Annotated in this window: 24 protein-coding genes; 10 read left to right on the plus strand and 14 right to left on the minus strand. The window is 43.3% G+C overall.

From position 1 onward, the window contains the following. Positions 1-42 precede the first annotated feature (42 nt). The 4 genes from J4E06_RS02450 to J4E06_RS02465 all read right to left on the minus strand — a co-directional run bounded on the left by J4E06_RS02450 (position 43) and on the right by J4E06_RS02465 (position 5289). Entirely contained in the window at positions 43-1743 is a 1701-nt protein-coding gene (locus tag J4E06_RS02450) for a DUF885 family protein (RefSeq protein ID WP_349522459.1), read from the minus strand. Between the two features lie 91 nt (positions 1744-1834). Further along, positions 1835-2842: a 4-hydroxyproline epimerase gene (locus J4E06_RS02455; RefSeq protein ID WP_349522460.1), complete on the minus strand. Its 1008-nt coding sequence runs from the start codon at positions 2840-2842 to the stop codon at positions 1835-1837. Positions 2843-2845: 3 nt separating this feature from the next. Continuing rightward, positions 2846-4369 carry an aldehyde dehydrogenase (NADP(+)) gene (locus tag J4E06_RS02460; protein ID WP_349522461.1) on the minus strand — a complete coding sequence of 508 codons (1524 nt, stop codon included), beginning with the start codon at positions 4367-4369 and terminating at the stop codon, positions 2846-2848. Beyond that, on the minus strand, positions 4366-5289 hold the full coding sequence (locus J4E06_RS02465) for a dihydrodipicolinate synthase family protein (protein WP_502877325.1): 924 nt from the start codon (positions 5287-5289) through the stop codon (positions 4366-4368). Before J4E06_RS02465 ends, J4E06_RS02460 begins: the two co-directional genes overlap by 4 nt. 137 nt (positions 5290-5426) lie before the next feature. On the opposite strand from J4E06_RS02465, the gene J4E06_RS02470 reads away from it, so the two are divergent. Beyond that, positions 5427-6269 carry an AraC family transcriptional regulator gene (locus J4E06_RS02470; RefSeq protein ID WP_349522462.1) on the plus strand — a complete coding sequence of 281 codons (843 nt, stop codon included), beginning with the start codon at positions 5427-5429 and terminating at the stop codon, positions 6267-6269. A 71-nt stretch (positions 6270-6340) separates the two neighbouring features. After that, positions 6341-7708, plus strand: coding sequence for an exonuclease domain-containing protein (locus J4E06_RS02475; protein WP_349522463.1), 1368 nt, complete (start codon positions 6341-6343; stop codon positions 7706-7708). Between the two features lie 13 nt (positions 7709-7721). Here J4E06_RS02475 and J4E06_RS02480 read toward each other — a convergent pair whose 3' ends face one another. The 3 genes from J4E06_RS02480 to J4E06_RS02490 all read right to left on the minus strand — a co-directional run bounded on the left by J4E06_RS02480 (position 7722) and on the right by J4E06_RS02490 (position 11102). Continuing rightward, the gene (locus J4E06_RS02480; RefSeq protein WP_349522464.1) at positions 7722-8498 is read right to left on the minus strand and encodes an aldose epimerase family protein; all 777 of its coding nucleotides are present in this window, start codon (positions 8496-8498) and stop codon (positions 7722-7724) included. Further along, on the minus strand, positions 8498-9796 hold the full coding sequence (locus J4E06_RS02485; RefSeq protein WP_349522465.1) for a M20/M25/M40 family metallo-hydrolase: 1299 nt from the start codon (positions 9794-9796) through the stop codon (positions 8498-8500). Before J4E06_RS02485 ends, J4E06_RS02480 begins: the two co-directional genes overlap by 1 nt. 64 nt (positions 9797-9860) lie before the next feature. Beyond that, positions 9861-11102: an ABC transporter permease gene (locus J4E06_RS02490; RefSeq protein WP_349522466.1), complete on the minus strand. Its 1242-nt coding sequence runs from the start codon at positions 11100-11102 to the stop codon at positions 9861-9863. A gap of 3 nt (positions 11103-11105) precedes the next feature. Here J4E06_RS02490 and J4E06_RS02495 point away from each other — a divergent pair, with 3 nt between their 5' ends. Continuing rightward, complete coding sequence (locus J4E06_RS02495; RefSeq protein ID WP_349522467.1) at positions 11106-12329, plus strand: exo-beta-N-acetylmuramidase NamZ family protein; 1224 nt, start codon at positions 11106-11108, stop codon at positions 12327-12329. Between the two features lie 272 nt (positions 12330-12601). Here J4E06_RS02495 and J4E06_RS02500 read toward each other — a convergent pair whose 3' ends face one another. Both J4E06_RS02500 and J4E06_RS02505 read right to left on the minus strand, forming a co-directional pair. After that, positions 12602-13432 carry a sterol desaturase family protein gene (locus J4E06_RS02500; RefSeq protein WP_349522468.1) on the minus strand — a complete coding sequence of 277 codons (831 nt, stop codon included), beginning with the start codon at positions 13430-13432 and terminating at the stop codon, positions 12602-12604. Between the two features lie 21 nt (positions 13433-13453). Further along, positions 13454-13948: a YkgJ family cysteine cluster protein gene (locus J4E06_RS02505; protein WP_349522469.1), complete on the minus strand. Its 495-nt coding sequence runs from the start codon at positions 13946-13948 to the stop codon at positions 13454-13456. Between the two features lie 212 nt (positions 13949-14160). Here J4E06_RS02505 and J4E06_RS02510 point away from each other — a divergent pair, with 212 nt between their 5' ends. After that, positions 14161-14871, plus strand: coding sequence for a class I SAM-dependent methyltransferase (locus J4E06_RS02510; RefSeq protein ID WP_349522470.1), 711 nt, complete (start codon positions 14161-14163; stop codon positions 14869-14871). A 41-nt stretch (positions 14872-14912) separates the two neighbouring features. Continuing rightward, positions 14913-15734, plus strand: a complete 822-nt coding sequence (locus tag J4E06_RS02515; protein WP_349522471.1) for a hypothetical protein — start codon at positions 14913-14915, stop codon at positions 15732-15734. 9 nt (positions 15735-15743) lie between these two features. Here J4E06_RS02515 and J4E06_RS02520 read toward each other — a convergent pair whose 3' ends face one another. The 3 genes from J4E06_RS02520 to J4E06_RS02530 form a co-directional block, all read right to left on the minus strand. Further along, positions 15744-16376 carry a 7-carboxy-7-deazaguanine synthase QueE gene (locus tag J4E06_RS02520; protein ID WP_349522472.1) on the minus strand — a complete coding sequence of 211 codons (633 nt, stop codon included), beginning with the start codon at positions 16374-16376 and terminating at the stop codon, positions 15744-15746. Positions 16377-16425: 49 nt separating this feature from the next. Next, a complete protein-coding gene (locus J4E06_RS02525) occupies positions 16426-18960 on the minus strand; it encodes an FIDD domain-containing protein (protein WP_349522473.1) in 2535 nt (844 codons plus the stop codon). A 92-nt stretch (positions 18961-19052) separates the two neighbouring features. Beyond that, positions 19053-19505 carry a Rid family detoxifying hydrolase gene (locus J4E06_RS02530; protein WP_349522474.1) on the minus strand — a complete coding sequence of 151 codons (453 nt, stop codon included), beginning with the start codon at positions 19503-19505 and terminating at the stop codon, positions 19053-19055. A 56-nt stretch (positions 19506-19561) separates the two neighbouring features. Here J4E06_RS02530 and J4E06_RS02535 point away from each other — a divergent pair, with 56 nt between their 5' ends. Further along, positions 19562-21067 carry a helicase HerA-like domain-containing protein gene (locus J4E06_RS02535; protein WP_349522475.1) on the plus strand — a complete coding sequence of 502 codons (1506 nt, stop codon included), beginning with the start codon at positions 19562-19564 and terminating at the stop codon, positions 21065-21067. Positions 21068-21072: 5 nt separating this feature from the next. After that, on the plus strand, positions 21073-21621 hold the full coding sequence (locus J4E06_RS02540) for a hypothetical protein (RefSeq protein ID WP_349522476.1): 549 nt from the start codon (positions 21073-21075) through the stop codon (positions 21619-21621). An 11-nt stretch (positions 21622-21632) separates the two neighbouring features. Here the strand turns inward: J4E06_RS02540 and J4E06_RS02545 are convergent, their stop codons facing one another. Next, entirely contained in the window at positions 21633-22055 is a 423-nt protein-coding gene (locus J4E06_RS02545) for a winged helix-turn-helix transcriptional regulator (protein ID WP_349522477.1), read from the minus strand. Between the two features lie 97 nt (positions 22056-22152). Here J4E06_RS02545 and J4E06_RS02550 point away from each other — a divergent pair, with 97 nt between their 5' ends. Beyond that, a complete protein-coding gene (locus tag J4E06_RS02550) occupies positions 22153-22992 on the plus strand; it encodes an alpha/beta hydrolase (RefSeq protein WP_349522478.1) in 840 nt (279 codons plus the stop codon). Positions 22993-23025: 33 nt separating this feature from the next. Further along, the gene (locus J4E06_RS02555) at positions 23026-23448 is read left to right on the plus strand and encodes a VOC family protein (protein ID WP_349522479.1); all 423 of its coding nucleotides are present in this window, start codon (positions 23026-23028) and stop codon (positions 23446-23448) included. Between the two features lies 1 nt (position 23449). Here J4E06_RS02555 and J4E06_RS02560 read toward each other — a convergent pair whose 3' ends face one another. Next, the gene (locus J4E06_RS02560) at positions 23450-24076 is read right to left on the minus strand and encodes a DUF2306 domain-containing protein (RefSeq protein WP_349522480.1); all 627 of its coding nucleotides are present in this window, start codon (positions 24074-24076) and stop codon (positions 23450-23452) included. Positions 24077-24196: 120 nt separating this feature from the next. Between J4E06_RS02560 and J4E06_RS02565 the strand changes: the two genes are divergently transcribed. After that, positions 24197-24349 carry a hypothetical protein gene (locus tag J4E06_RS02565; protein WP_349522481.1) on the plus strand — a complete coding sequence of 51 codons (153 nt, stop codon included), beginning with the start codon at positions 24197-24199 and terminating at the stop codon, positions 24347-24349. The last annotated feature ends 3 nt before the right edge of the window (positions 24350-24352 follow it).

Here is a 24352-nt window from a genome sequence, read left to right on the forward strand (position 1 = left end):
CCATACCCCCCTACTTTCACCGCTTGTGATTTAGAAACTACCTCAATCCTTAAAATCGGTAGAAAACTTCCAAGTCGTTTTATGGTTTTTGGTGAGTGGCAACTCTTGAAGCAGGCTTCGCAACAGTTCCACCGGCATTCGTCCCTCAACCATCACCCGATCATGGAATTGTTTCTCTGTCCAACCCTTTTCGATCATTTCATTTCTTAAGGCATAAAACTGTAGTCCGCCCATCATATAGGCCAGCTGGTACAGCGGAGGGTAACTTGTAGTGAAGGACCTTCTGACCTCTGCCTCGGCATTCGCATATTCGTGCCCGACCTCATCTACCAAGAGATCTATACATTCCTGTGGGGTCATTTCCCCTAAATGGAACTTTAAGGAAAAAATAATCCGGGCACATCGGTGAATCCTCCAAAAAAGCATTCCCATTTTCTGTTCAGGGGTCTGCGGAAATCCCTTGTTCCAAAGAATAATTTCCCAATACAAGGCCCAGCCTTCGGTCCAAAAAGGCGTAGAAAATGGTCTGCGGTAGCTTTTATGGCGGCTCGTCATAAAATATTGCAGGTTATGCCCTGGTAGCAATTCGTGTTGCACTGTAGGAAAGGAAAAGTTAGGGTTGTTCCCACGCATGCTCATCAACTTGTCGTTATGGTCCATCTCCATGGTTGGATATGAAATAATAATATCCCTGCCTCCCAAAAAGAAGGGGCTTACCTTTTGCCTTTCGGGGCTCATCATTTTCATGCCCCAGGTTTCCTTGGCCAATTCGGGTAAGGTGATCAAATCCCTTTCCTCTATAAAATCCACGGAATGTGAATATAAATCCATAATGGCCTGTGGCTGCTGACCTGCTGGAACATAGGTGTTTTTTACATGCTCCAAGGCCTTTTTCCAGTCGTTTCCGTACCCAAGCTCCCTAGAAGCCTTAATCATTTCATTTTTGCACCATTCAAATTGCTCCTCTGCTGTTTTGATGAGTTCCGCTGGGGTGTAGGGAATAAATTCCAACGCCAAGCTTTCTTTTAGCGCCTCTTCACCGATAGGTTTTCCAACAATCCCGCTACCGTCGTCCTTTACACTATCCTCGGAATAATTTTCCTTTAGGAATTCGGCATAGGCGGTGATTTGTTCGTTTAGTTTTTGATATGGTTTCTCCATCCACCAAGTAAAATCGGGGTCGTAGCCATAGTAAAATTCATAGGCCTCCTTTAACGCTTTTTGGAATGAGGTAACTACGTCCGATGCCTTATCGGCAGTTTGCCAATCCTTAAATGGTTTGGACTTCCAGGTTTCCATATCGGCATCAATCGCTTCGGTGGCATCCTGGAACAGTTGTGCCAATTGTTTTGCATCGGGTTTTTTGCCTCTTCTCCGCTCTTGGATGAACGGGAAAATGGGATTTACAAAATCGCCCACCTCTTTCACCCCTTTATAAGCGCTGTAGTCTTGATTCAAAAAGTAGTTGCCCTTGGTCACCAGATTCTTCAACAACACATAATCCACCTTTCCCTGTTGCGATAGGGATGAAAAGTCAATATTGGACATTCTTTTTTGCCAATCTGCGTAGAATGAGGTGAAACGTTGATAATATTCCTCGGATTCGTCAACGATGTATGTTCGTTCCAAGGCCCAAGTATCCATTTCAAACTCGGTGACCAAATCCGCCAATCGACTATTTTGTGCTGTGCCCCAGGTACCCACAAAGGCGACCAATGCAATGGTTATTTTCTTTAAGCTCATATCGCTCTATTTAGTTGATCAATACCTAAAGGTAATGATTGATTATTTTCATGTTTTTGATGCACCTTCCACATCTTAATTTCGATGTACCCTAAAGGACCTGAAACCCGTGCGCATAGGGATCATCGTCATCAATTATAATATTATTATAGCCCGTTACCTGTGCCCACCCCTGAATACTGGGGATAATGGCTTGTTTTCCGTCCAAGGTAGTTTCCTTTTCAACTTTCCCTACGAATTTGCTCCCAATAATGCTTTCGTGCACAAAAGGTTCTCCTACCTTCAAAGTTCCTTTCGCATATAACTGGGCCATACGGGCAGAAGTTCCCGTGCCGCAGGGCGAACGGTCAATGGCCTTGTCCCCATAGAACACCGCATTTCGACCTGATGAAGTGGCATCCAAAGGTTTTCCTGTCCACATCATATGGCTCACATCCCGAATGGTTGGGTTCTCCGGATGCACGAACCTATCTGGATATTTCTCGTTTATGGCCTTTCGAACCACTCGTGAAAACCGGATAATCTGTCCTGCGGTATAGTCCTCCAATCCTGTGAAATTTTCCTGAGGGTCCACAATGGCATAATAATTTCCACCATAGGCCACATCAAAATGGATTTCACCAAGGCCCGGACAGTCAATGGACAAATTTTCTGACGCCAAATACGATTTTACGTTCACAAGTTTTACCCATTCTACCTTTTTACCTGTTAACTGATATTCAATTTCAACCAAGCCCGCAGGTGCCTCCATCCGCATTTTTCCAGGAGTTTTGGGTACTATCAAACCTTCTTCAATGGCCACTGTTATGGTTCCGATGGTCCCATGACCGCACATGGGCAAACAGCCTGATGTTTCTATAAAGAGTACGGCAAAATCATTTTCTGGATTGTGTGGCGCCATCAAAATACTTCCGCTCATCATATCATGTCCCCGTGGTTCAAACATTAAACCCCTACGAATCCAATCGTACTCCCGTAAAAAATGCTGGCGCTTCTCGCTCATGTCCTTGCCCATCAAATTAGGGCCTCCACCTGCCACGACTCTTACCGGATTTCCACAGGTGTGGGCGTCTACACAAAAAAATGTTTTTCTGGCCACTCGCTATTTTTTTAAATGGTCTGGCAACAATTCCATAGGAAATGATTGATAACTGATGGGGCGCACCCAACGCTTGATGGAATGCACACCAACAGCCGTAAACCTTGAATCGGTGGACGCTGGGTAAGGTCCACCATGTTGCATGGACGCACACACCTCAACTCCTGTGGGCACACCATTGTAAATAATTCGTCCTACGCGATGCTGCAATGCATCGACGATTTTTGGTAAATTCAAAGTATCATCCTTTTCTGCGATGAGCGTCCCGGTCAATTGCCCTTCCAAGCCTTCGATAATCTGAATCAATTCCGCTTCGTCCTCACATTGCACTACCAAGGAAAAGGGACCAAAGACTTCTTGGTGCATCTTCGGGTTATCCAAAAATGCCCTACCAGAAACGGTAGCTATGGTGGCCGCGGCTTCATTGGTATCCAAATCCCCATCGTAGGTTGCTACCACTTCAACACCCTCTTGAGCGGTTACGGTATCTCCTTTGGAGATAAACCCTTTTTTGATGTTAGGATGTAACATGGTTTGTGGGGCTATGGCAACGGTTTCTTTGGCCAACGCTTGAATAAAACTCTGGGTATCATCACTCTTCAAAGTCAACAAAAGTCCTGGATTGGTGCAAAATTGACCCGTACCCAAGGTAATCGACCCTGCATAGGTTTTGGCGAGTTCGCTGCCCCGTTTTGAAATGGCACTTGCGGTCATGATTACCGGGTTGATACTTCCCATTTCTGCAAAAACAGGGATGGGCTCTTCTCTTTTGGCTGCCAAATCGAACAGTGCCCTGCCCCCTCCGATACTTCCGGTAAAACCAACAGCTTTTACTTTTGGATGGTTCACCAAATCAATTCCGGCCTGTACCGAACCATTGATGCTTGAAAAAACGCCTTTGGGCATACCTGTTTTGTTGGCCGCTTTTACAATGGCAGAAGCAACCAACTCATTGGTTCCCGCATGCATGGGGTGAGACTTTACAATCACTGGGCAGCCTGCGGCCAAGGCGCTTGCCGTATCGCCTCCTGCCGTGGAATACGCCAACGGAAAATTACTGGCCCCAAAAACGGCCACTGGTCCCAAGGGAATCATGGTTTTTCGCAGATCTGGTTTTGGTTGCGGTTGTCTATCGGGCTGGGCTGCATCAAATGTATTTTCGCGCCAATCGTCGTTGGCAACCAGTTCGGCAAACGAACGCAACTGAAAAATGGTGCGTCCCCGTTCGCCAATGGCCCTACCTTCTGGCAAGCCCGACTCCAACATATAGGTGTCAATCAATTCTTGGTCCAGCGCCAACATTTCGTCAGCAATGGTATTTAAAAACGCTGCTCGTTGTTTGCCCGGCATACTTCGGAATACCTTAAAAGCCTCCCAAGCCAAGTCTACGGCCGTATCTATTTCATCTTTGGTGGCTTCTACGAATACCGTTGGGTTCGGAACGTTCCTTTTGGGTTCCGTTGTTCTAAACTCGACGGAACCGTCTGCCTTAAATTGTCCTCCAATACAGTTTTTACCTGTAATCATACTTCGTTATTTATGTTTTTATAGTCCGGGAGCTCCGGTCTATGTTTCATTGCGGTTTCAATCACTTGTAAAACGCGTTCCCGTTCAGCGCCTTGCAAGGGCAATCGGGGTGCCCGCACATGTTCGGTGCCAATTCCCGTGGCTACTTCGGCCAGTTTGATGTTTTGCACCAACTGTGGGCTGATGTCCAACTCCAATAAGGGCATGAACCATCGATATATCTTCAGGGCTTCCTCAATCCTGCCTGCTTTCACCAACTCATAAATGGCTACGGTTTCGGCGGGGTAGGCACAAACCAATCCGGCCACCCAACCCACGGCCCCGATAATCAAACTTTCCAATCCCAAGGTATCCACTCCTGTAAAAACCTTTACACGATCGCCAAACCTGTTCTGGATCCGGATAACGTTGGTAATGTCCCGAGTGGATTCCTTTATGGCTTGGATATTATCGCACGCCATCAATTCCTCTAACATATCCAGACTTACCTCAATCTTGTAATCTACTGGATTATTGTACAGCATGATGGGCAAAGTGGTGTTTTCTGCCACGGCCTTAAAATAAGCGACCGTTTCATAATCGGTAGCCTTATAACGCATGGGTGGCAACAACATTAATCCCTCTGCACCTACTTTTTCGGCTTTCTGGGCAGCTTCAATGGCGCCTTTGGTACTTTGTTCCGCCACATTCATGATTACTGGAATTTTTCCGTCGGCAAGTTCTACCGACTTTTTGATCAAGATTTCCTTTTCATCTTGCTCCAAGGTGCTCGCCTCTCCCAAGGTACCTCCTAAAATAATCCCGTGTACCCCTGCATCGATTTGTGCTTGTATGTTCTTTTCGAACATTTCAAGGTCCAAGGTATCGTCGCTAGTAAACTTTGTAGTTACCGCTGGCATTACGCCTTCCCATTTTACCATAATGTAAGCTTAATTTTTTCCTTTTTAAAATTACGAAGAGACCTACTCTTTCTTTTGTTCGATTATTAGCTTATTATGATAGTATATTACCCTAAATTAGCGACAAAATCAATTTTTCAAATAATTTAGGCGTATCCATGAAGGTGCTTCCCTTTAAAATACCAAAGCCACAAGATGAGGCATTGGTCTATCAAATTGATCGAGAGCAGGTATTTTATGACCAATTGCACCAACATGGTGAAATTCAGATCAGTTATGTGGAAAAAGGGGCAGGTTCTCTCATCGTGGGTGACAGCATCAATGAATACAAAGCTGGTGACATTCTGGTCATTGGTAGTTTTGTCCCTCATGTGTTCCGAAGCGATACCCGAATCAATGAAGAATCATTGATGCACACCTTGTTTTTTGACCAAGATTCCTTTGGAAAAAGTTTTTTTCAATTGGCGGATCTTTCTTCCATCCAACACTTCTTTAAAAAAGCGGAGTTTGGAATGCGGGTAACCTCAAGACAAGGTAATATAATCCCTTTGTTCCTTGACCTGCAGGAACAGGATAAGGTGGAGCAAATTGCATCGCTACTGCTCATCATCAACCAAATCAATAAATCCAAGACGGCGCCACTTTCGGCCTTTGTGTATCGCAAATCGTTCACGGATGATGAGGGCAAACGGATGAGCAAGGTCTACGACTATGCCATGGAACACTACAGAGAACCCATTACTTTGGATGAGATTGCAGAAAAGGCCAACATGACGAAGAATGCTTTCTGCAGATACTTTAAAAAGAGGACCAACAAGACATTTTTCCAATTTTTGATTGAAATACGCATTGAAAATGCATGCAAGCTCCTTTTAAAAAACCCTGAGCTTTCCATTGCTTCCATCTCTGAGCAGTGCGGTTTCAACAATATTGCCAACTTTAACCGCAAGTTCAAGGAATTCAAGCACTGCACGCCAACCCAATACCGTCATCAATTTTAATATAAATGGGCATAGCACTTGGATGCTGGGACGTTTATCCATAATTTCAAACTATATAAGCAACACATCGTTTGTACACCATCATCGACATAGAAACTACGGGGAACGGCATCAAGGGCAACAAGATTACCGAAATTTCCATTTTTAAGTATGATGGCAATCAAATTGTGGATGAATTTACATCGCTTGTCAACCCACAATGTCCCATTCCGTATTTCATTACGGGACTAACCGGCATCGATGACCAAATGGTGCAAAATGCTCCGGTATTCCATGAGATTGCCAATACGGTGCAAAGCATCACGGAGGGTTGCATTTTTGTGGCCCACTCCGTCAATTTTGATTATGGTGTGATCAAGGAGGAATTCCGGCAGATCGGGATTGATTTTAACCGAAAAAAGTTGTGCACGGTTCGGCTGTCCCGAAAATTGATTCCCGGACTGCGTTCGTATAGCTTGGGAAAACTTTGCTCGGCCATACAAATTCCTTTGGTGGACAGGCACCGTGCCCGAGGGGATGCCCATGCAACGGTGCTTCTGTTTGAGCAGTTGTTGGAGCAACCCGATGCTGATTCCATATTCAAAAAGTTTTTGAATGCCCGAAGTCAGGAAGCCACCCTCCCGCCCCATTTGCCCAAATCAGTTTTTGACCGTATTCCCCAAAAACCGGGCATCTATTATTTTATGAATCATAAAGAGGAGATTATTTACGTGGGAAAGGCCATCAACCTAAAGAAACGGGTATTGGGCCATTTTTACGATAAGAGCCGAAAGGAAATCCAAATGTGCAGCGAGACGACCAACATTGATTTTAAACTGGCAGGCAGTGAATTGGTCGCTCTTTTGATGGAATCTGCGGAAATTAAACGGCTTTTCCCACCCTATAACCGTGCCCAAAAAAGAATGGGAAAACAATACGCCATTTTTGCCTACGAAGACAGAAATGGGATTACCCATCTGGCCTATAACACCATTAAAGGTGTACCGAACCCATTAAAAATATTGCATAACCAAACGGAATGTCGGGCATATTTGGAGCAAGTATGCAAAGCATTCTCGCTGTGTCCTAGATACTGTCATTTGCAACAGACTGCATCAGCTTGTTCCCATCACGAAATAAACACCTGCGAAGGTATCTGCAGCGGTCAAGAGGAAATAGACGCGTACAACCAAAAAGTTGAAGAGGCCATCACCCACATGAAAATGCTCTCCTCGGAAATCAGGGTCATTCAAGAAAAAGGCAGAAACGAAAATGAACATGCGGTCATCTTGATTGCGGATGGTATTTACAAGGGTTTTGGTTTTGTCGATACCGAGACGCAGTTATCCAACCTTGAAGATGTGGAGGCTTTTATCACCCCACAAAAGCATACCTTGGAAACGGAAAGTATTCTGACGCAGTATTTTCTCAAGCAAAATAAGAGCAAGATGCTCGTGTAACCCTAAAAGCAGTTTATACTCCTGATTTTAAGACTACTTTAAATTCGGCCGTATCTGTGAGCTTTTCAAAGCCTTGGTGCAACTCTGTTTGTTTTACAGCATAGGGATAGAATGATATAGGTTCGATACAGACCATATTCCGCACCTCGGTCCAACACATAAAATTACCGAAACCTTCTGTTTCGATGGTGATTTCCTTTTCGTCTTTCAAGATAACGGAGGTACAATCTGAAATTTGGAGTGCCCTACTGCCCACCGCCAATACCTCATCCAGCGAAATCCTTTTGCCTTTGGCCAAAATAACAGGAGATTCCGTATGGAGTTTAAAGGCAGGATGGTACCCAAGCATAAACGGCATTCCATCTTCGCCTGTAATCTTAAAATTGATTTCCAGACTGGAATCGGTCAATAAAAAAGTCTTCTCAAACCGAAAGTTGTAAGGCCAGGTAAGAGCTTCTTCGGTAGATTTTTCTGGAAACTTGGAATTGCGCACCTCAGTGTCCGATTGGTATTGCTTCACAAAAACGGCAGAGGTTTCGGTTTGTCCTTCCAATTCGTATTCAAGTTGGCGTAAATGTCCATGTTGGTCTTGAACCGCTTCGCCTTTCGGGGTTTTTACCCGAAAACCAGATTCATTGACCGGGCCAATGATAGGAAACATTTCGGTATCGGCACTCCCCCAACCCGGGCTCCCTTTTTGGTGGATAAACTCATGCCCGTCCACTTGATAGCCCACTAGTTCGCCGGCTTCAATCCTTACAGCTGCGTTTTTGTTTTGCAGTGTTACCATTACTTACTGTTGATCAATCGATAAATTAAAATTGCCGTTCGTTTGGTCAAAGCTTCGATGGTATTCAGGTTAACGGTCTCCTGCGGCGTATGTGCACCGGAGCCCATGGTTCCCAACCCATCCAAACCATCAACATATTCAGCTACAAAGGACACGTCAGCCGCCCCTCTTCTACCTGGGTCATAAGCCAAGACCTCACCTTGATCAAGGTCCAAACTCACTTGGTTCAAAGTGCCCAATAGGGCAAGGTTTCCTTCCGTAGGCTGCATGGCAGGATAGCTATCCGTAAAACTGACAGTAGCCGAGGTCTGCGGTAAATTATTGGCCACAATCTCTCTCATTTTGGCTCTAGCCCGTTCTTTTTGTTCTTCCGAAATAAATCGAAGTCCTCCCTTTACCACCGCTTTTTGGGCCACAACATTGGTTTTCCCAAAGGCGTCGCCCTTGCTGGTTTTTTCATCAAAATTAACAAAGGTTCCTCCAAGCAGTACCCCCGGATTAAAGGTCAATAGATCTTCTCCCTTCACATCGGTATAAAATTGATGTAGGATTCTGGACATTTCAAAAATGGCACCAGCACCGGTACGCTCGCTGAAAACACCTGAGGAATGAGCCCGTTTTCCTTCCACTTCCACCGCCCAGCCCGAAGCTCCTCTTCTGGCTACAGTTGCATAATTGAACCCTGTTGATGTTTCAAAGCCCAAGGCAATATCGCTTCGCTTAGCGGCATCGATCAAGTCTTTTCTACTTATCGACAAGGGTTTACCCGTACTTTCCTCATCCCCTGTAAACGCCACAATGATTTGTGCATCATCCAACAGTCCGTTATCCGAAAGTGCCTTTAGGGCGTAAAGCACGATGACATCCCCTCCTTTCATGTCATTTCCGCCAGGAGCATGGGCAACGCTGTCGTTTACCATTTCAAAGGTCTGGAATGGACTATCTTCTTCAAAAACAGTATCCAAATGACCAATGAGCAATAACTTCTTTCCTTTCTTTCCTTTTGTTTCGGCAAAAAGGTGACCTGCACGATTCATTTCAGACGGCATTTCGATCCATTTGGTCTCGAATCCAATGTTATCAAAAGCATCCTTAAACACCATTCCCACTTCTTTAACCCCTTTGGCATTGAGGGTACCACTATTGATGTTGACCACCTTTTCCAAAAAATCGATGGCTCCGACATTGTTCTTTTCAATAGTGGAAACAATCCTTTTTTCGGTTCTTGAAAGCTTTTGTGCAGATATAGATGCAGTTAAAAGTAAAGCAAATAATGTGGAATAATATTTAAATGTCATGGTGGGTTATTTTGTTTGACAAGTTATCAATTTAGATTGAAAAGCCCACACGAGAAAATAGCCTCTACTCAAATTGAATGGCTTTTACCGGTGTTATTTTAGTAATGATATAGGACGGAATCAGCAGCATTAACAAACAAAGTAGCATCACCCCTAGATTCAATAGTAAGATGGTCGGTAAATCCAAATGCACGGGAATGTAATCGATATAATATTCTTCCGGGTTCGGGAATTTGAACATGCGGTACTTATCCTGAAGAAAGATGACGCCCAACCCGATCAGGTTGCCCCAAAACAACCCAATGGCTATCAAATAGGCAGCGTTGTATAAAAAAACCTTTCTGATGCTCCAATTCGCAGACCCCAGAGCCTTAAGGATTCCGATCATTTGGGTACGTTCCAAAATCAAGACCAGTAATGCTGTAATCATATTGATGCCGCCTACGATAATCATAATGCCAATAATTAGGGCAATATTGAAATCGAAAAGACCGATCCATTCAAAAATGCGGAAGTACTTGTTTTTGATGTTTTGGGTATCCAGAACGGAAACCGTCTTCCCATAAATCTCATTGCTCTTTTCCTCCAACTGGTCAAAATCATCAATAAAAACCTCAAAATTCCCAATTTGATGTTCCTCCCAACGGTTCATCAGTTGGATATGGCGGATATCCACGAACACATAGGTTTCATCAAACTCCTCAAAACCGCTATCATAAACCCCCACGATTTCAAACCTACGATTGTTCGGCGGCTTGGAAGCATCCCCATCCCTCAGAAAAAAGGAAAAAAAACTATCGCCCACCTTCAACCGCAGCCTGTTGGCCATTAAACTGGATATGAGCACTTCCTCGTTGAGTTCACCGCTATAATCGGGTAGTCGGCCATCCACCAAATATTCCTTAAAAGTGCTCCAATCGTAATCGGTACCCACTCCTTTGGCGAGCATGCCCTCAAACGTATCCGCAGTTCGGATAATCCCACCTTTGGTGGCCACCGCTTGCACATGCCTCACCCCTTCTACATTTTTAAACTCAGGATAGAAATCTTGGTTAATTAAAACCGGGGTCAAGGAGACTTCGGAATTATTGTTATCGAAATTGGAAATTTGGATATGGCCGTTAAAGGCAGCGACTTTTTCGCGAATTTTGTTCTTGAGGCCAACACCTGTGGCGATGGCAATGAGCATCATCACCACACCAATCGCGATTGCGGCGATGGCAATTTTTATTATCGGGGCGGAAATACTAATTTTATGTTCCTTCCCTGTAATCAGGCGTTTGGCTATAAATAATTCTAAATTCAACGAATGCCCATTTTATCTAAGTTCAAAAGTACAGTTTTATTGTTGTTTTTGGTGTTTTCCGCCTGCAAGGGACAACAAAAAGATGCCGATGCCACTTCGGCGGTGACAACCAATGCCCCGGCACCTATAATAGTGGCGGCCAATCGCACTGAGGCTTACCTGCCGCTGCTGCAAGGAAAAAAAGTGGGTGTTGTGGCCAACCCGACTTCGGTTGTCTTCCACAAAAGTGGATGTACTCATTTGGTGGACTCCTTGCTCTCCTCTATGATTGAGGTCCAGAAAGTCTTTGCTCCGGAACACGGATTTCGAGGTACGGCGGATGCCGGAGAACATGTTAAAGATGGTGTAGATACCCAAACCAACTTGCCCATTATTTCACTCTACGGCAAAAACCGTAAACCTGCGCCTGAGCAATTGAGCGATGTAGATGTTATTGTCTTCGATATTCAAGATGTAGGGGTACGCTTTTACACCTATATTGCCACTTTGCAATTGGTGATGGAGGCCTGCGCCGAAAACAACAAACCGATAATCGTTTTGGACCGACCCAACCCAAACGGACATTATGTGGACGGCCCCACCATGCTAGAAGAGCACACCAGCTATTTGGGCATGAACCCCATTCCGTTGGTATATGGGATGACCATGGGCGAATACGCACAAATGCTCAACGGCGAAGGTTGGTTAGAGAATGGCAACAAAGCTGACTTAACTGTAATTGAGTTGGAGAACTACACGCACGAATCGGAATACCATCTTCCTATTCGGCCTTCCCCCAATTTGCCCAACGATATCTCCATCAACCTATATCCCAGTTTGGGATTGTTCGAGGGTACCAATGTAAATGCCGGGCGCGGTACCGAATTCCAGTTTCAACGTTATGGGGCTTCATTTATGGATAGCACAAAGTATGATTATAGCTATGTTCCCGAACCCAACTTTGGGTCCAAATACCCAAAGGAAGAAGGAAAAACATGTTATGGCCGTGATTTGTCCCACGTGCCACGAATGAACGAAGTTTCCATGGAATGGATCATCGACGCGTACAAGAATACCTTGGACAAATCCAAATTCTTTTTAACCGACGGATTTACCAAACATGCTGGAACACCACTTTTACAACATCAGATTGAGAATGGGATGACGAACGATGAAATCAAGGCCACTTGGCAAGCGGATTTGGAGTGTTTCAAAAAAATTCGAGAGAAGTACTTGATTTATGATTGATTCAGAGGTCTAGCACGACTACCTTTGGATGTCATTTTGAGTCTGACCAAAAATCTTTACGTCATCCTGAACTAGTTTCAGGGACTCACTCCAATGGGATTCCGAAACAAGTTCGGAATGACGGTCGATAGTATTTGACGCGAATACACTACTAACTCGATTTTTTTGTCATTCTGAGCGGAGCATCTTTTGTTTTGCAATTGATGCTTGGACTTTTGGTTTTAAAAGAGATTTCTCAATCTATGCAAAGCACCTCATCTCGAAATGACTTTTCACACCTCCGTAGTAGGCCTACGATATTTGTGAAAAGGTTGTTTTAGCAGCCCTTTGATACTACTGTTCTCTTTTTCATCAGGAAACGTATCAACGCCATAAACGATATTCTTGGGATCCATGGACATATACGTGCCGAACAATCGATCCCAAATAGAGAAAATATTCCCATAATTGGAATCGGTATAGGGCAATTGATAATGATGGTGCACTTTGTGCATATCCGGGCTCACGATAATCCAGCTTAGCGCGGTATCCACCTTTCTTGGCAAACGGATATTAGCATGGTTGAATTGTGAAAACACTACCGAAAGACTCTGGTACAGCATGATGATTCCTATGGGCGCACCTACTACGAGCACCCCGACCAAGGTAAAGAAATAACGAATCAAACTTTCCAAGGGATGGTGGCGATTGGCGGTTGTGGTGTCCACATTATGGTCGGAATGGTGCACCAAATGTACCATCCACAACGGTTTTACCTTATGCTCTACCCAATGCGCCGTGTAAGCTCCTATAAAGTCCAACAACATTACGCCAAGAACCACATAAAGCCACAAGGGCATTTCTGGTAACCAGTTAATAATACCAAACTGGTTCTCAATCGCCCAATCCGAAGATTTGAGCAGCAAAAAAGCCAGCGGAAAGTTCACGATAATCGTGGTCATAGTAAAAAAGAAGTTGGGAACAGAATGTTTCCATTTTTTGTAAGGTATGTTGAACAAGGGCACAATCCCTTCCAAAATCCAGAAAAAAGTTATTCCGCCCACCAATATCAAACTACGGTGCCAAGAGGGAATGGTCTCGAAATATGAAATAAGCTGCTCCATACTATCAAATATATGAAATCGTCAAATTTTTATCGCCTTTTTCATTTCCTCGACAATGTTAAAGGCGGCTGGGCAAATCGCCACATTTTTTAAGGTAAGATTGGCAATTTGTTGGAACTTCTTTCTATCTGTATGTGGAAACTCTCGGCAGGCCTTGGGGCGTACATCGTAAATGGAACAGTAGTTATCCTCTCCCAAAAACGTGCAGGGCACAGACTGAAGCACGTAGTCATTCTCTTCATCGACCCTTAAAAAGTCATCGATAAACTGGGAAGGTTTCATTCTAAAATGTTTGGCAATTCGTTCAATATCCGCATTGGTGAACAGGGGCCCGGTGGTTTTGCAACAATTGGCACAAGTAAGGCAGTCCGTCCGTTCAAACTCATCTTCGTGCAATTTCTGCATAGTGTAATCCAAGTCCTTGGGAGGGCGCTTTTTTAACTTGGCAAAGAATTTTTTGTTTTCGGAATGTTTCTCCCTAGCCTTTTGTGGTAAATCCCTGAGTGTTTTATCCATAGCACACAAACTTATCCATTTTAAACGTCCTGCTGAACTTGTTTCAGCATCTCATCACCTTGATACAACTAACGCATTTGGATGAGACCCTGAGACGGGCTAAGGGTGACGTACATCTTTATGTGCAATGCAAAGGATTCAAGCACAAACTTATCTATTTTAAACCTTTCAATACAATTAAAGTCCCACCTTTGCAGAAACAAACCCGAACTATGGCAGATGTTTTTGGAATGGCCCTACTGGATTACCAAAAAGGGGATTATACAGAGGACATAAAAACCTATTCATCTTTAGATGAAGAAGATGTCATCCCTATTCCTTACCTATTTCGAGAGTTTGATGAAATGCCCAAAATTGAGCAAAAGGCACTCCAGTTGGCGCACGGAAAGGTACTGGACATAGGTGCGGGGGCTGGCAGCCACGCACTTTACCTTCAAAACAAAGGATTGGACATAACTGCCTTGGACAGTTCCGAAGGTTGCATCGAAGTCTGCCGAGAACGTGGGGTAAAATCAACCGTATGCAGTCCTATTTTGGATTATTCTGACGAAAAATATGACACCCTATTATTGTTGATGAACGGCATCGGTTTGTCGGGCAAACTCAACAATTTGAGCCGTTTTTTACAACATTTGGCCTCATTATTGCTGCCCAATGGTCAGATTTTGATGGATTCTAGCGATATTATCTATATGTTTGAACAGGATGAAGATGGTGGGTATTGGATTCCCAATGATGGAAACTATTATGGAGAAGTTACTTTTGAATTGGAATACAAAGGACAAAAAAGTAATGCTTTTGACTGGGTTTATGTCGATTTCAATACCTTGCAAAACGCTTGTGATTCCAATGGTTTTGACTGTGAACTTTTAAAATCCGGTGAGCATTACGACTATTTAGCCAAGCTCACATTAAAAGCATAATAGATTCCAATGTGAAACGTTTTAGTTAATATTGCCTTGTTATGAAAAAAATTGCTCTCTACGTTTTAGTCTGTTTTGGATTACTGCTAAGCTGTTCCAAGGATTTAGACAACTCATCTACAGATTCCAATGCCAGCCTTAAGGCGGGAAACCGTTTATCCACAGGCGCATCTGCCAGAGATTTGCTCTCCAATGAAAATTATGACCAACTCCTGATAGAAATCGCCTATGTTGCAGGTTTTGAACCCACTTTTGAAGCCATATCCAATTTTGAAGATTTTTTACTAGCGAGAACGTACAAGGAAAATATTGAGTTTAAGTTCACCTCACTTTCTACACCTTCGGAAGAAACATTGACTTTGGAAGAAGTTATAGACCTAGAACAAGAGAACAGGACCCAATACAACAACGGAAACACCTTGGCCGTATATATTTATTTTGCGGATGCTCCGGCGGATAGCGACGATAAAGACGAAGGGCTTGTTACCCTTGGTGCCGTATATCGCAACACGTCCATGGTTATTTACCAATCTACCGTAGAAGACATTGCAAGCAGAAGCTCTTCTGTAAACATTGCCGATGTTGAAACAGCCACTTTGTTGCATGAGTTCGGGCATTTATTCGGTCTGGTCAATTTGTCAACCCAATCCGTGAACGATCACGAAGAAACCAGCATCAACGATAATGGAGAGGAAGAAGGAAACAACCACTGCAATGTGAATGGCTGTTTAATGCGTTCAGAGTTGGAATTTGGAAGTTCATTATTAAAACAGATGGAGAAAAATGCATCTAAGGGACTTGCTGCTATCCCCAGTTTGGATGCAGAATGTATTTTGGATTTGCAAAAATATGGTGGACGTTAATCTTTAGATCTAAGGAATGTTCAAATACTTATGGGTCTGTAGGGAAACTTTCCATTTTGGGTGTTTCATCACATAGTCCACAATTAGCGGAACCATTTTGTCGCGAACACTCCATTCTGGCTGCAAATATAGAATGCAATCCTCGCCTACCTTTGCTGCCTGTTCTTCCGCGAAAATAAAATCGTGTTTATTAAATACGATTACCTTGAGTTCGTGCGCTTTTTCATAAATATCACCTACGGGAAGTTTAATCTTCTTGGGCGAAAGGCAAATCCAGTCCCATACTCCGGTCAAAGGATAGGCACCTGAAGTTTCGATATGAATCGACATATTTTTGTCCTTTAGCCCTCGGGTCAACGGCCCCATGTCCCAAGTAAGCGGTTCACCGCCTGTAATTACGATAGTGTCCGAGTATTTTTCGGCATTGGCAACAATGCTGTCTATCGCTGTCGGGGGATGTGTTTCGGCATTCCAGCTCTCTTTCACATCGCACCAATGGCAACCCACATCGCAACCGCCCACCCGTATAAAATAGGCCGCCGTACCTTTGTGGAATCCTTCCCCTTGAATGGTATAAAATTCTTCCATCAGGGGCAGCATTAAGCCCTTTTCCACCAAATCCATCACGTTTTCTTCTGCCATGGTGCAAAGATAATGCGAAGAAATTGCATAACCGTGCTACTTGGTCTCATTATTGCTTTAAGGTAAAATGCCCCTTTTTTCGATGCAGATTACCATTTACATCTACCAACTCCAAAACATACCAATAATCTGATGGTGGCAAAACCGCACCATTGAACATTCCGTCCCAGCCCTCAATCATTGGATTTTTTTGGGCAAGCAACCTTCCATAGCGATCAAATATGTGAAAGGTTCCTTGCTGATAATATTCTTCCGTAACCCCTAAAATTGCAACTTCATCATTGACACCATCACTGTTTGGCGTAAAAAACTTGGACACACCTATGACACCTATACTGATTTTGTCCGATCCACAACCATTAACATCGGTGACATATAAAGTGTGCAGCCCGGGTTCCACAGCTGTAAAAACACCTTCAGGTTGGCTGTTGAATGTATCATCCAAAGAAAACACATAGTTTCCAAGGCCCAGTTCTCCATTTTGGTGTGTTACGGTAATTGTACCTGTTTCACCATCATCATCAACCTTTATAAATTGGGGCAATAAAGCTGGGGGACTAGACTCATTTACCCGGAAGAATATGGGCTCCGAAACACAACCGTATTCCGAAATTGCCACAACACTGTACACCCCTTGCTGGGATAAACTGATGGTTATATCGTTTCCTATCATTTGATTGCTATCATCATACCATTCATATTGATAGTTCCCGTTTGAAGAAAATGGCAGCACCAATACATTTTGGCCTGTACAATACGTATATTCCTCTTCCATTTGAAAAGCTGGAATGGGATTTACGGTAAGTAATAGATGTGGCCCTACGCCATAGCAAGTGCCCGATTGCTCATCTTCCACTCGAACAAATAGGGTTTGGCTAAACGGCGTTGAGTTGGTATAATTGTTTGGATCAGTGATTGCATTTCGGTTGAGGTAAGCATCATCTTCATTTTGATAAAAATAAACGGATAAATTTTGACCACTCGGAAACTCCGAAAGTATAGTATCTGCAGCCTCACCCAAATTAAAGGAAGATAGCCCATCCGAGTCCAACTGATCACAGGCTTGTTGTTCAAATTGATAATTCTGAGGCAAAGAGGTCGTAGTCACATTCAAAAACAAGTGGCCCACCGAATAACAATATTCCCCAGTGCCCTCAGCTCTAAAAAAGAGTTCATCGGCAACGCTATTATTAAAAAGCGTGGTTGATTGTGGATTCACATTATTTTCCGCATCACTTTCTGATAAATGAAACGTGATGTCCAAATTGACATAATCCTCCCTGATGAGATACAGATACTGGGTCAGGTCAAAATCTGTAAACCCATCAAGCACACCATCAGCATCACAGTTGGAAATGGTAAATCCATCATTAATAAAAGGTTTAAGCTTTACAACAGCCTCCACCGGTCTCCTTTCTCCGGTTAAGCATCCATTGTAGGATGCCAAGGCATAATACGTGGTATTATCGGTCAGCCATGTTGTTTGAAACGTATCTCCAATTGCCACGGGGCTGCCTCCTGTTTCTGTATCGAACCATAAAATATCGCCCATGCTCGACTCCGCTTGCAACGTTACCATACCCGGCCCACAGATAGTTCCCGGGCTTACTTGCAAAATTTGTGGCGTAGTAAGTTTGGTACTGGCCGAAAGTGTAAGTGTTGGGTCTCCCGGCATTCCGCCATACTCCACAATATATCCTTTGGGCTGGTAATCTCCCACTGCATCACCCGCTATGGGCAAATCATTCCAAGAACCTATAATTCCCACACCTGGAGCTGTAATATGGGCATAGTCCTCATCTATCAGGTTATTGGGCTCATTGGTGTTCCAAAAAGCAAAATTTGGTGAACTGCCCGTCGATAGTCCGTTCCAAAACACTGTTCCTGCTTCAGGACCTGTTGCCCATTTCCATACGCCTTCGACCTCTTCGTCCGTACCCCCAATCCAACCGGTACCTGCAGCTTGTTCGCCTGTAAGTTGAGCTTCGGCATCAGAAGATATTGTTGTCAGGTACCCTTGCAATCCAAAATAGGTTCTGTTTTCTGCAGCAACTTTGGCATCATCCCATCTAATTCCAAGAGCAGGAATATATTCATAGTAATGTCCCGTTTCGGGCAAATAGTTAGCGCTTCCTATAGTAAATGAAAAATATTTTTCTTGTGAAGGGGATTCTGATGAGCTTTCAAATACCACATCTTCCACCGCTGCTATTAAATTGGTATAGGCCACAGGAGTGCCTCCTGGTCCCGTTAAGGTAAGTTTTCCCTCCTGATTATCCCAGCTGGTGGCCACCATAGGATGATTGTTTTCCAGTCTCAAAATATCAGCCCCTCTTTGATACCCGGTGGAAATTTGAATATAAAATGCATCAATCTCAGTGTCGTCTGGGTCGATTATGTTAAATGAGGTTGTTATTGATATTGAAGTTTGTGGGCAATACACCTGATCTCCCTCGGCCATTACCTCGGGAGCCAAATTGTTTTGTGCTTGAACATAAAAATTCAATGGTAAAAAAAACATAAGAATGGTGAGCAGCCCCACTCTTCCAAAGCAAAAAAAACCAATCTCCTTTGTTGAGTTCATGCTATAGCGTCCTTAATTATTGAAAATGATGAAGCTGGAGATGGTTTCCAATTATATCTGTTCATCGTTGCATATCCTCGATAGGCAACCATTTATTTTACAGCAATAACATCAATTTCTATGCTACCATTGGCAGCAAGTCCCTTGGCGGCAAAAGTGGTTCTAGCGGGTTTCTTTGTAAAATATTGGGTGTAAATTTCATTGAAAGCGGCGAAATCTTCAATTTCAGCCAAGATTACGGTACACTTCACCACATTGGCCAAAGTCATCTCGTGTTGTGCCAAAACCGCCTGAATGTTTTTTATGGCTTGTTCCGTCTCAGCTTGAACCCCTCCTTCGACAAGTGTCCGAGTCGTGTGGTCCATCCCTATTTGCCCTGCCAAAAAATACATATTGCCAGCCTGTACAGCATCACTGAAAGGAGCATTTTGCTTTTTGGGCTCGTGCGATTTATGGAAAATTATTTCTGTGTTCTTTTGTGCGTGGCAAGTGCTCATTGCCCCACTCATCAAAATAGCAAGCAGGGCATAGTGGAAAGGTTTCATAATCTCGTTTTTAGTTTTGCCTAAAATTACCCTATTTTTATCGGAAATTGAACCGTATGGGCCGCAAAGAAAAATTCTTTGAGCATATAGAACAAGGATACACCACAAAGGGCGAGTATATTACTGTAGGTGCCGGAATGTTGGATGGTGAAACCTTGACCAACGCTTATATCAAGATTCCATTAAAAACCATGAACCGTCACGGGCTGATTGCCGGTGCCACCGGTACTGGGAAAACCAAAACATTGCAAGTGTTGGCCGAAAACCTTTCCGACAAAGGTATTCCTGTATTGTTGATGGACCTCAAAGGTGACCTCAGCGGTATTGCCCAACCCAGCCCTGGACATCCGAAAATTGATGAGCGCCAAGAAAAAATCGGTCTTCCGTTTGAAGCCAAAGGATTCCCCGTGGAAATCATGTCGCTCTCGGAACAAGATGGCGTTCGCTTGCGGGCGACCGTTTCCGAATTCGGACCGGTTTTACTTTCCAGAATTCTAGACCTTTCTGTTACGCAAGAAGGAATAGTTGCCGTGATTTTCAAATATTGCGATGACCATAAAATGCCTCTTTTGGATTTGAAAGATTTTAAAAAGGTATTGCAATATGCCACTGGGGAAGGCAAAGAAGAGTTCCGAAAAGAATATGGACGCATCTCCACAAGTTCCACGGGAACCATTTTGAGAAAAATCATCGAATTGGAACAGCAGGGTGCCGACCTTTTTTTTGGAGAAAAATCGTTTGATGTAGAAGATTTGGTTCGGATTGATGAAAATGGACGCGGTTATGTAAACATTATCCGTTTGACCGATATTCAGGACCGCCCCAAACTTTTCTCAACATTTATGTTGAGCCTATTGGCCGAGATTTACTCTACTTTTCCCGAACAGGGGGACAGCGACAGACCGGAACTGGTGTTGTTTATAGATGAGGCCCATTTGATTTTTGACAATGCCAGCAAGGCACTTTTAGATCAGATTGAAAGTATCGTAAAACTGATACGCTCCAAGGGGATAGGGCTTTATTTTGTGACCCAAAACCCTACCGATGTGCCCGACGATGTATTGGCACAATTGGGATTGAAGGTGCAACATGCCCTACGCGCATTTACGGCCAAGGACAGAAAAGCCATAAAGCTCACGGCACAAAACTATCCTATTTCCGATTATTACGATACTGCTCAAGTATTGACTTCATTGGGAACGGGGGAAGCCTTGATATCTGCCCTGGATGAAAAAGGACGACCAACGCCTTTGGCAGCCACCATGATGCGTGCACCCATGAGCCGCATGGATATCTTAAGCGATTCCGAAATCAAAGATGTGTTGGGCAAATCCAAACTCATGGAAAAATACAATGAGGAGATAGACCGGGAAAGCGCTTACGAAATCCTCACCGAAAAAATTGAAAGGGCCGAGAAAGAAGCTGAAAAAGAAGAAGAAAAATCAACCTCCCACAGATCCTCCGGTAGAAGAAGTACTCGAATGAATCCAGTTGTAAAGGTACTGACCAGTGCTACGTTTATAAGAGGAGTTTTGGGAGTGTTAAAAAAAGTGATTCGATAATTTATATGAAAAAGATAAGCAGAGTTATTGCCCTAGTTTTAGGATTTGTATTGATTCATTCTTGCCAAAAGGATACTACATTTTTAATTACGGAAACAAGCGTTGGTCCACTGACCAAATCAACCGCAGTCAGGGAAATGGAGTCTACCTTTATAAATGATTCCGTAGTGGGAGATACCGTTCGAATCAATTTAGGTGTTTCCCCCAAGAAAATCGAAATTTATGAAAAAGGGGGCAAACACCTTTTAACGCTTACCGCAAACTCTGACAGTATTCCTACCGTTGAGAATGTAAGGGTTATGGACCCACGATATGTCACCGAAAAAGGGATAGGGTTAAAAAGCACCTTTAAAGACATCCAAAACAAATATGACATTAAAAAAATTGTGACCACTTTGAACAGTATTGTGGTATTTCCTAAGGGAAGCAATCTCTATTTTACCATTGACAAGGAACAGCTGCCCGAAAATTTACGGTTTTCCACATCGGATATTGAAGCAGTGCAAATTCCCGATGATGCAAAAATCAAATATTTAATGTTGGGTTGGGAGTAGCGGAAAGGGAACTAAACCAGTCCATATTTTTCTCGATTGGCCAAAACCTTCGGACTGTTGTCGTGCATCCACTCGGCCAGTTCCAACAATTTTTCCACATACGATTGTCCAAATTCGGTAAGGCTGTACTCCACACGGATAGGTACTTCTGGAAAAGCCTTTCTTGCAATGTAACCGTCAGCTTCCAGTACTTTTAAACGCTGGCTCAATACTTTATTGGAGATTCCATAAACGTATTTTTGGAGCTTGTTGAACCTGAGTACGGGAAAATACCCCAACCAAAGAAGAATCAAAATACTCCATTGATCGGAAGCTACGGACATTACGTCTCTGACCGGGCAAAGCTCGGGCGGGTTCTTATGGTCAATGTGGCCAAACATTTTTTCTAGTTTTTTCACCATTCTAACTTTCTGATAATCAGCAATAGTTTCCATAAATACACTTGGTTTTCAATCCGTCACTTCTTTTCTGTTCTAAAAGTAATATGTACTTTTAGTATCAAATTAAGAGTAAGTTACAAAAAGTAACCTGATGAAGAAACTATTTCATAAAGTTATGCCCTTGGCTTACGGGCAATACTTCAATGCTTACAGCCTTATTGCGCCCACAAAAGCAGCTGACAGTGCATTTCACGTTTTTTGTACCGTCCGAAAAGGAAGGGTAAAGCCCGAGCAGGCTGCATATCTGGACAATTTTAAGCTCACTGTTGAAGAAGTTGCAGGACACAAAATACAGTCTTACCAATGGCCAGGAAACAAAGAAACCGTATTACTGGTCCATGGATGGGAAAGCAACACCTTTAGGTGGCGTAATCTCATCAAAAAACTCAGAGAAGCGGACTTTAACATCATTGCGTTTGACGCTCCATCCCACGGTTACTCTTCTGGTAAACATTTGTATGTTCCCTTGTACGAGGAGGCCGTTAATCATATGGTAAAAAAGTACAACCCCAAGCACCTTATTGGACATTCGGTAGGCGGCATGACCATTATTTACAATCAGTATAAAAACCCAAGTGATGATGTGGAAAAAATGGTCACTATTGGATCCCCTTCGGAATTCCATGAGATTGTGGGCCAGTTTCAACATATTCTAAAGTTCAATAATCGGGTGATGAAACACTTGGATAACTATATTTACAATCGTTTTGGATTCAAGATTGACGAATTCTCAACTTCCAAGTTTGCCCAAACCATTAGTAAAAAGGGACTATTGTTTCATGATAAGTATGACAAAATCACTCCCTATCATGCTTCTGTGGCAATAAACAAGAACTGGAAAGGCAGCAAACTGATCAGTACCGAAGGTTTGGGACATTCTATGCATCAAGCTGATGTCAACGATCAGATTGTCTCATTTTTGGAAGCTTAATAAAGTTATCCTAAATTTCAGAAAAAATAGACCATGCAAAAAATAACACCTTTTCACGTTGCCGTACCCGTACATAATTTGGAACAATGTCGAACCTTTTACCGCGATATGCTCGGTTGTAAAGAAGGTAGGAGTGCCGAACAATGGGTAGATTTTAACTTTTTTGGGCATCAATTTGTGATTCACTACAAACCAAAATCCGAAGAAGACACGCACACCAACCCTGTTGATGGCAAAAATGTGCCTGTACCCCATTATGGTGTTGTTTTGCCGTGGGAAACCTTTCAAACATTTTCCAAGGATTTGATTGAAAAAGGAATTGATTTTGTAATTGAACCTTATATTCGATTTAAAGGTGAACCCGGTGAACAGGCCACTATGTTCTTTTTAGATCCAGCAGGCAATGCGCTGGAATTCAAAGCTTTTAAGGATATGGGACAGTTGTTTGCCAAATAGTTCAAACCAAGTTGATTCCTTTTCTCTTTACCCAGATCTGGGCAAATATGATATTGGGCACCCAACAGAGCCAAGCCACTATTTTATAGGCCAATAAGAATTCTCCGAATACCATGGTGAGGACCGGCAACCATATACGCAAGGTTACCGCGGCAAAACAAGCGGCATAGCTATAAATCATCATACCTTGATGCAATGAAAGGTCCTTGTTTTTTATGGCGATATATGCCCTACTGGTTGTAAAGAGCCAAATGACACCAAGGCTTATAAAACCAATAGATGACACCATACCTCCTGTGGCAAAAAATCCAAGATATACTCCGCACAGTCCACTGATCAAAGCAGAAGCTACATAAACTTTGCCAAGGTTTCTATGTAGTTTTAAACGTTTTGACCGAAGCTTTTTACTGAACTGAGACCAGCCCACCAATAACGCCACCCCTCCAAAAACAATATGTCCATAAAAGGCAATCTTCCATACCGGACTGGACAGCACATCGGCGGACTTGCTTAACAATACACCAAAATCATCCGAAGCAAATACATAGACCAGAGGGTACAAACCTATCCCAATGGCCAGAAAGACGAAAACCACCCAAGCTACTTTGTTTCTTACCGTTTGAGCCATAATGCCTTGTTTAGCAAGAGGTAAGTTATCGATATTTCGACAACAAAAGCAAGAATTTGGACGGTATTTCGTTATAAGTATATAATATGTACAATTAATTCGAACCCAAATCCTACTGTTATGAAGACAATTCTACTTTTGGTCACCCTTATTTTTTCTGCTATGGCCGTATCCAGTTGCACCAATGACGAAGGTGATACTGAGTTTGAACATCTAAACCCCGAAGAGGAGCAACAAATGGCTTTAAAAGCAGATCAGGAAAATGTAAACTAAAGT

Source organism: Allomuricauda sp. NFXS6 (assembly GCF_040148835.1).
GTDB lineage: Bacteria > Bacteroidota > Bacteroidia > Flavobacteriales > Flavobacteriaceae > Flagellimonas.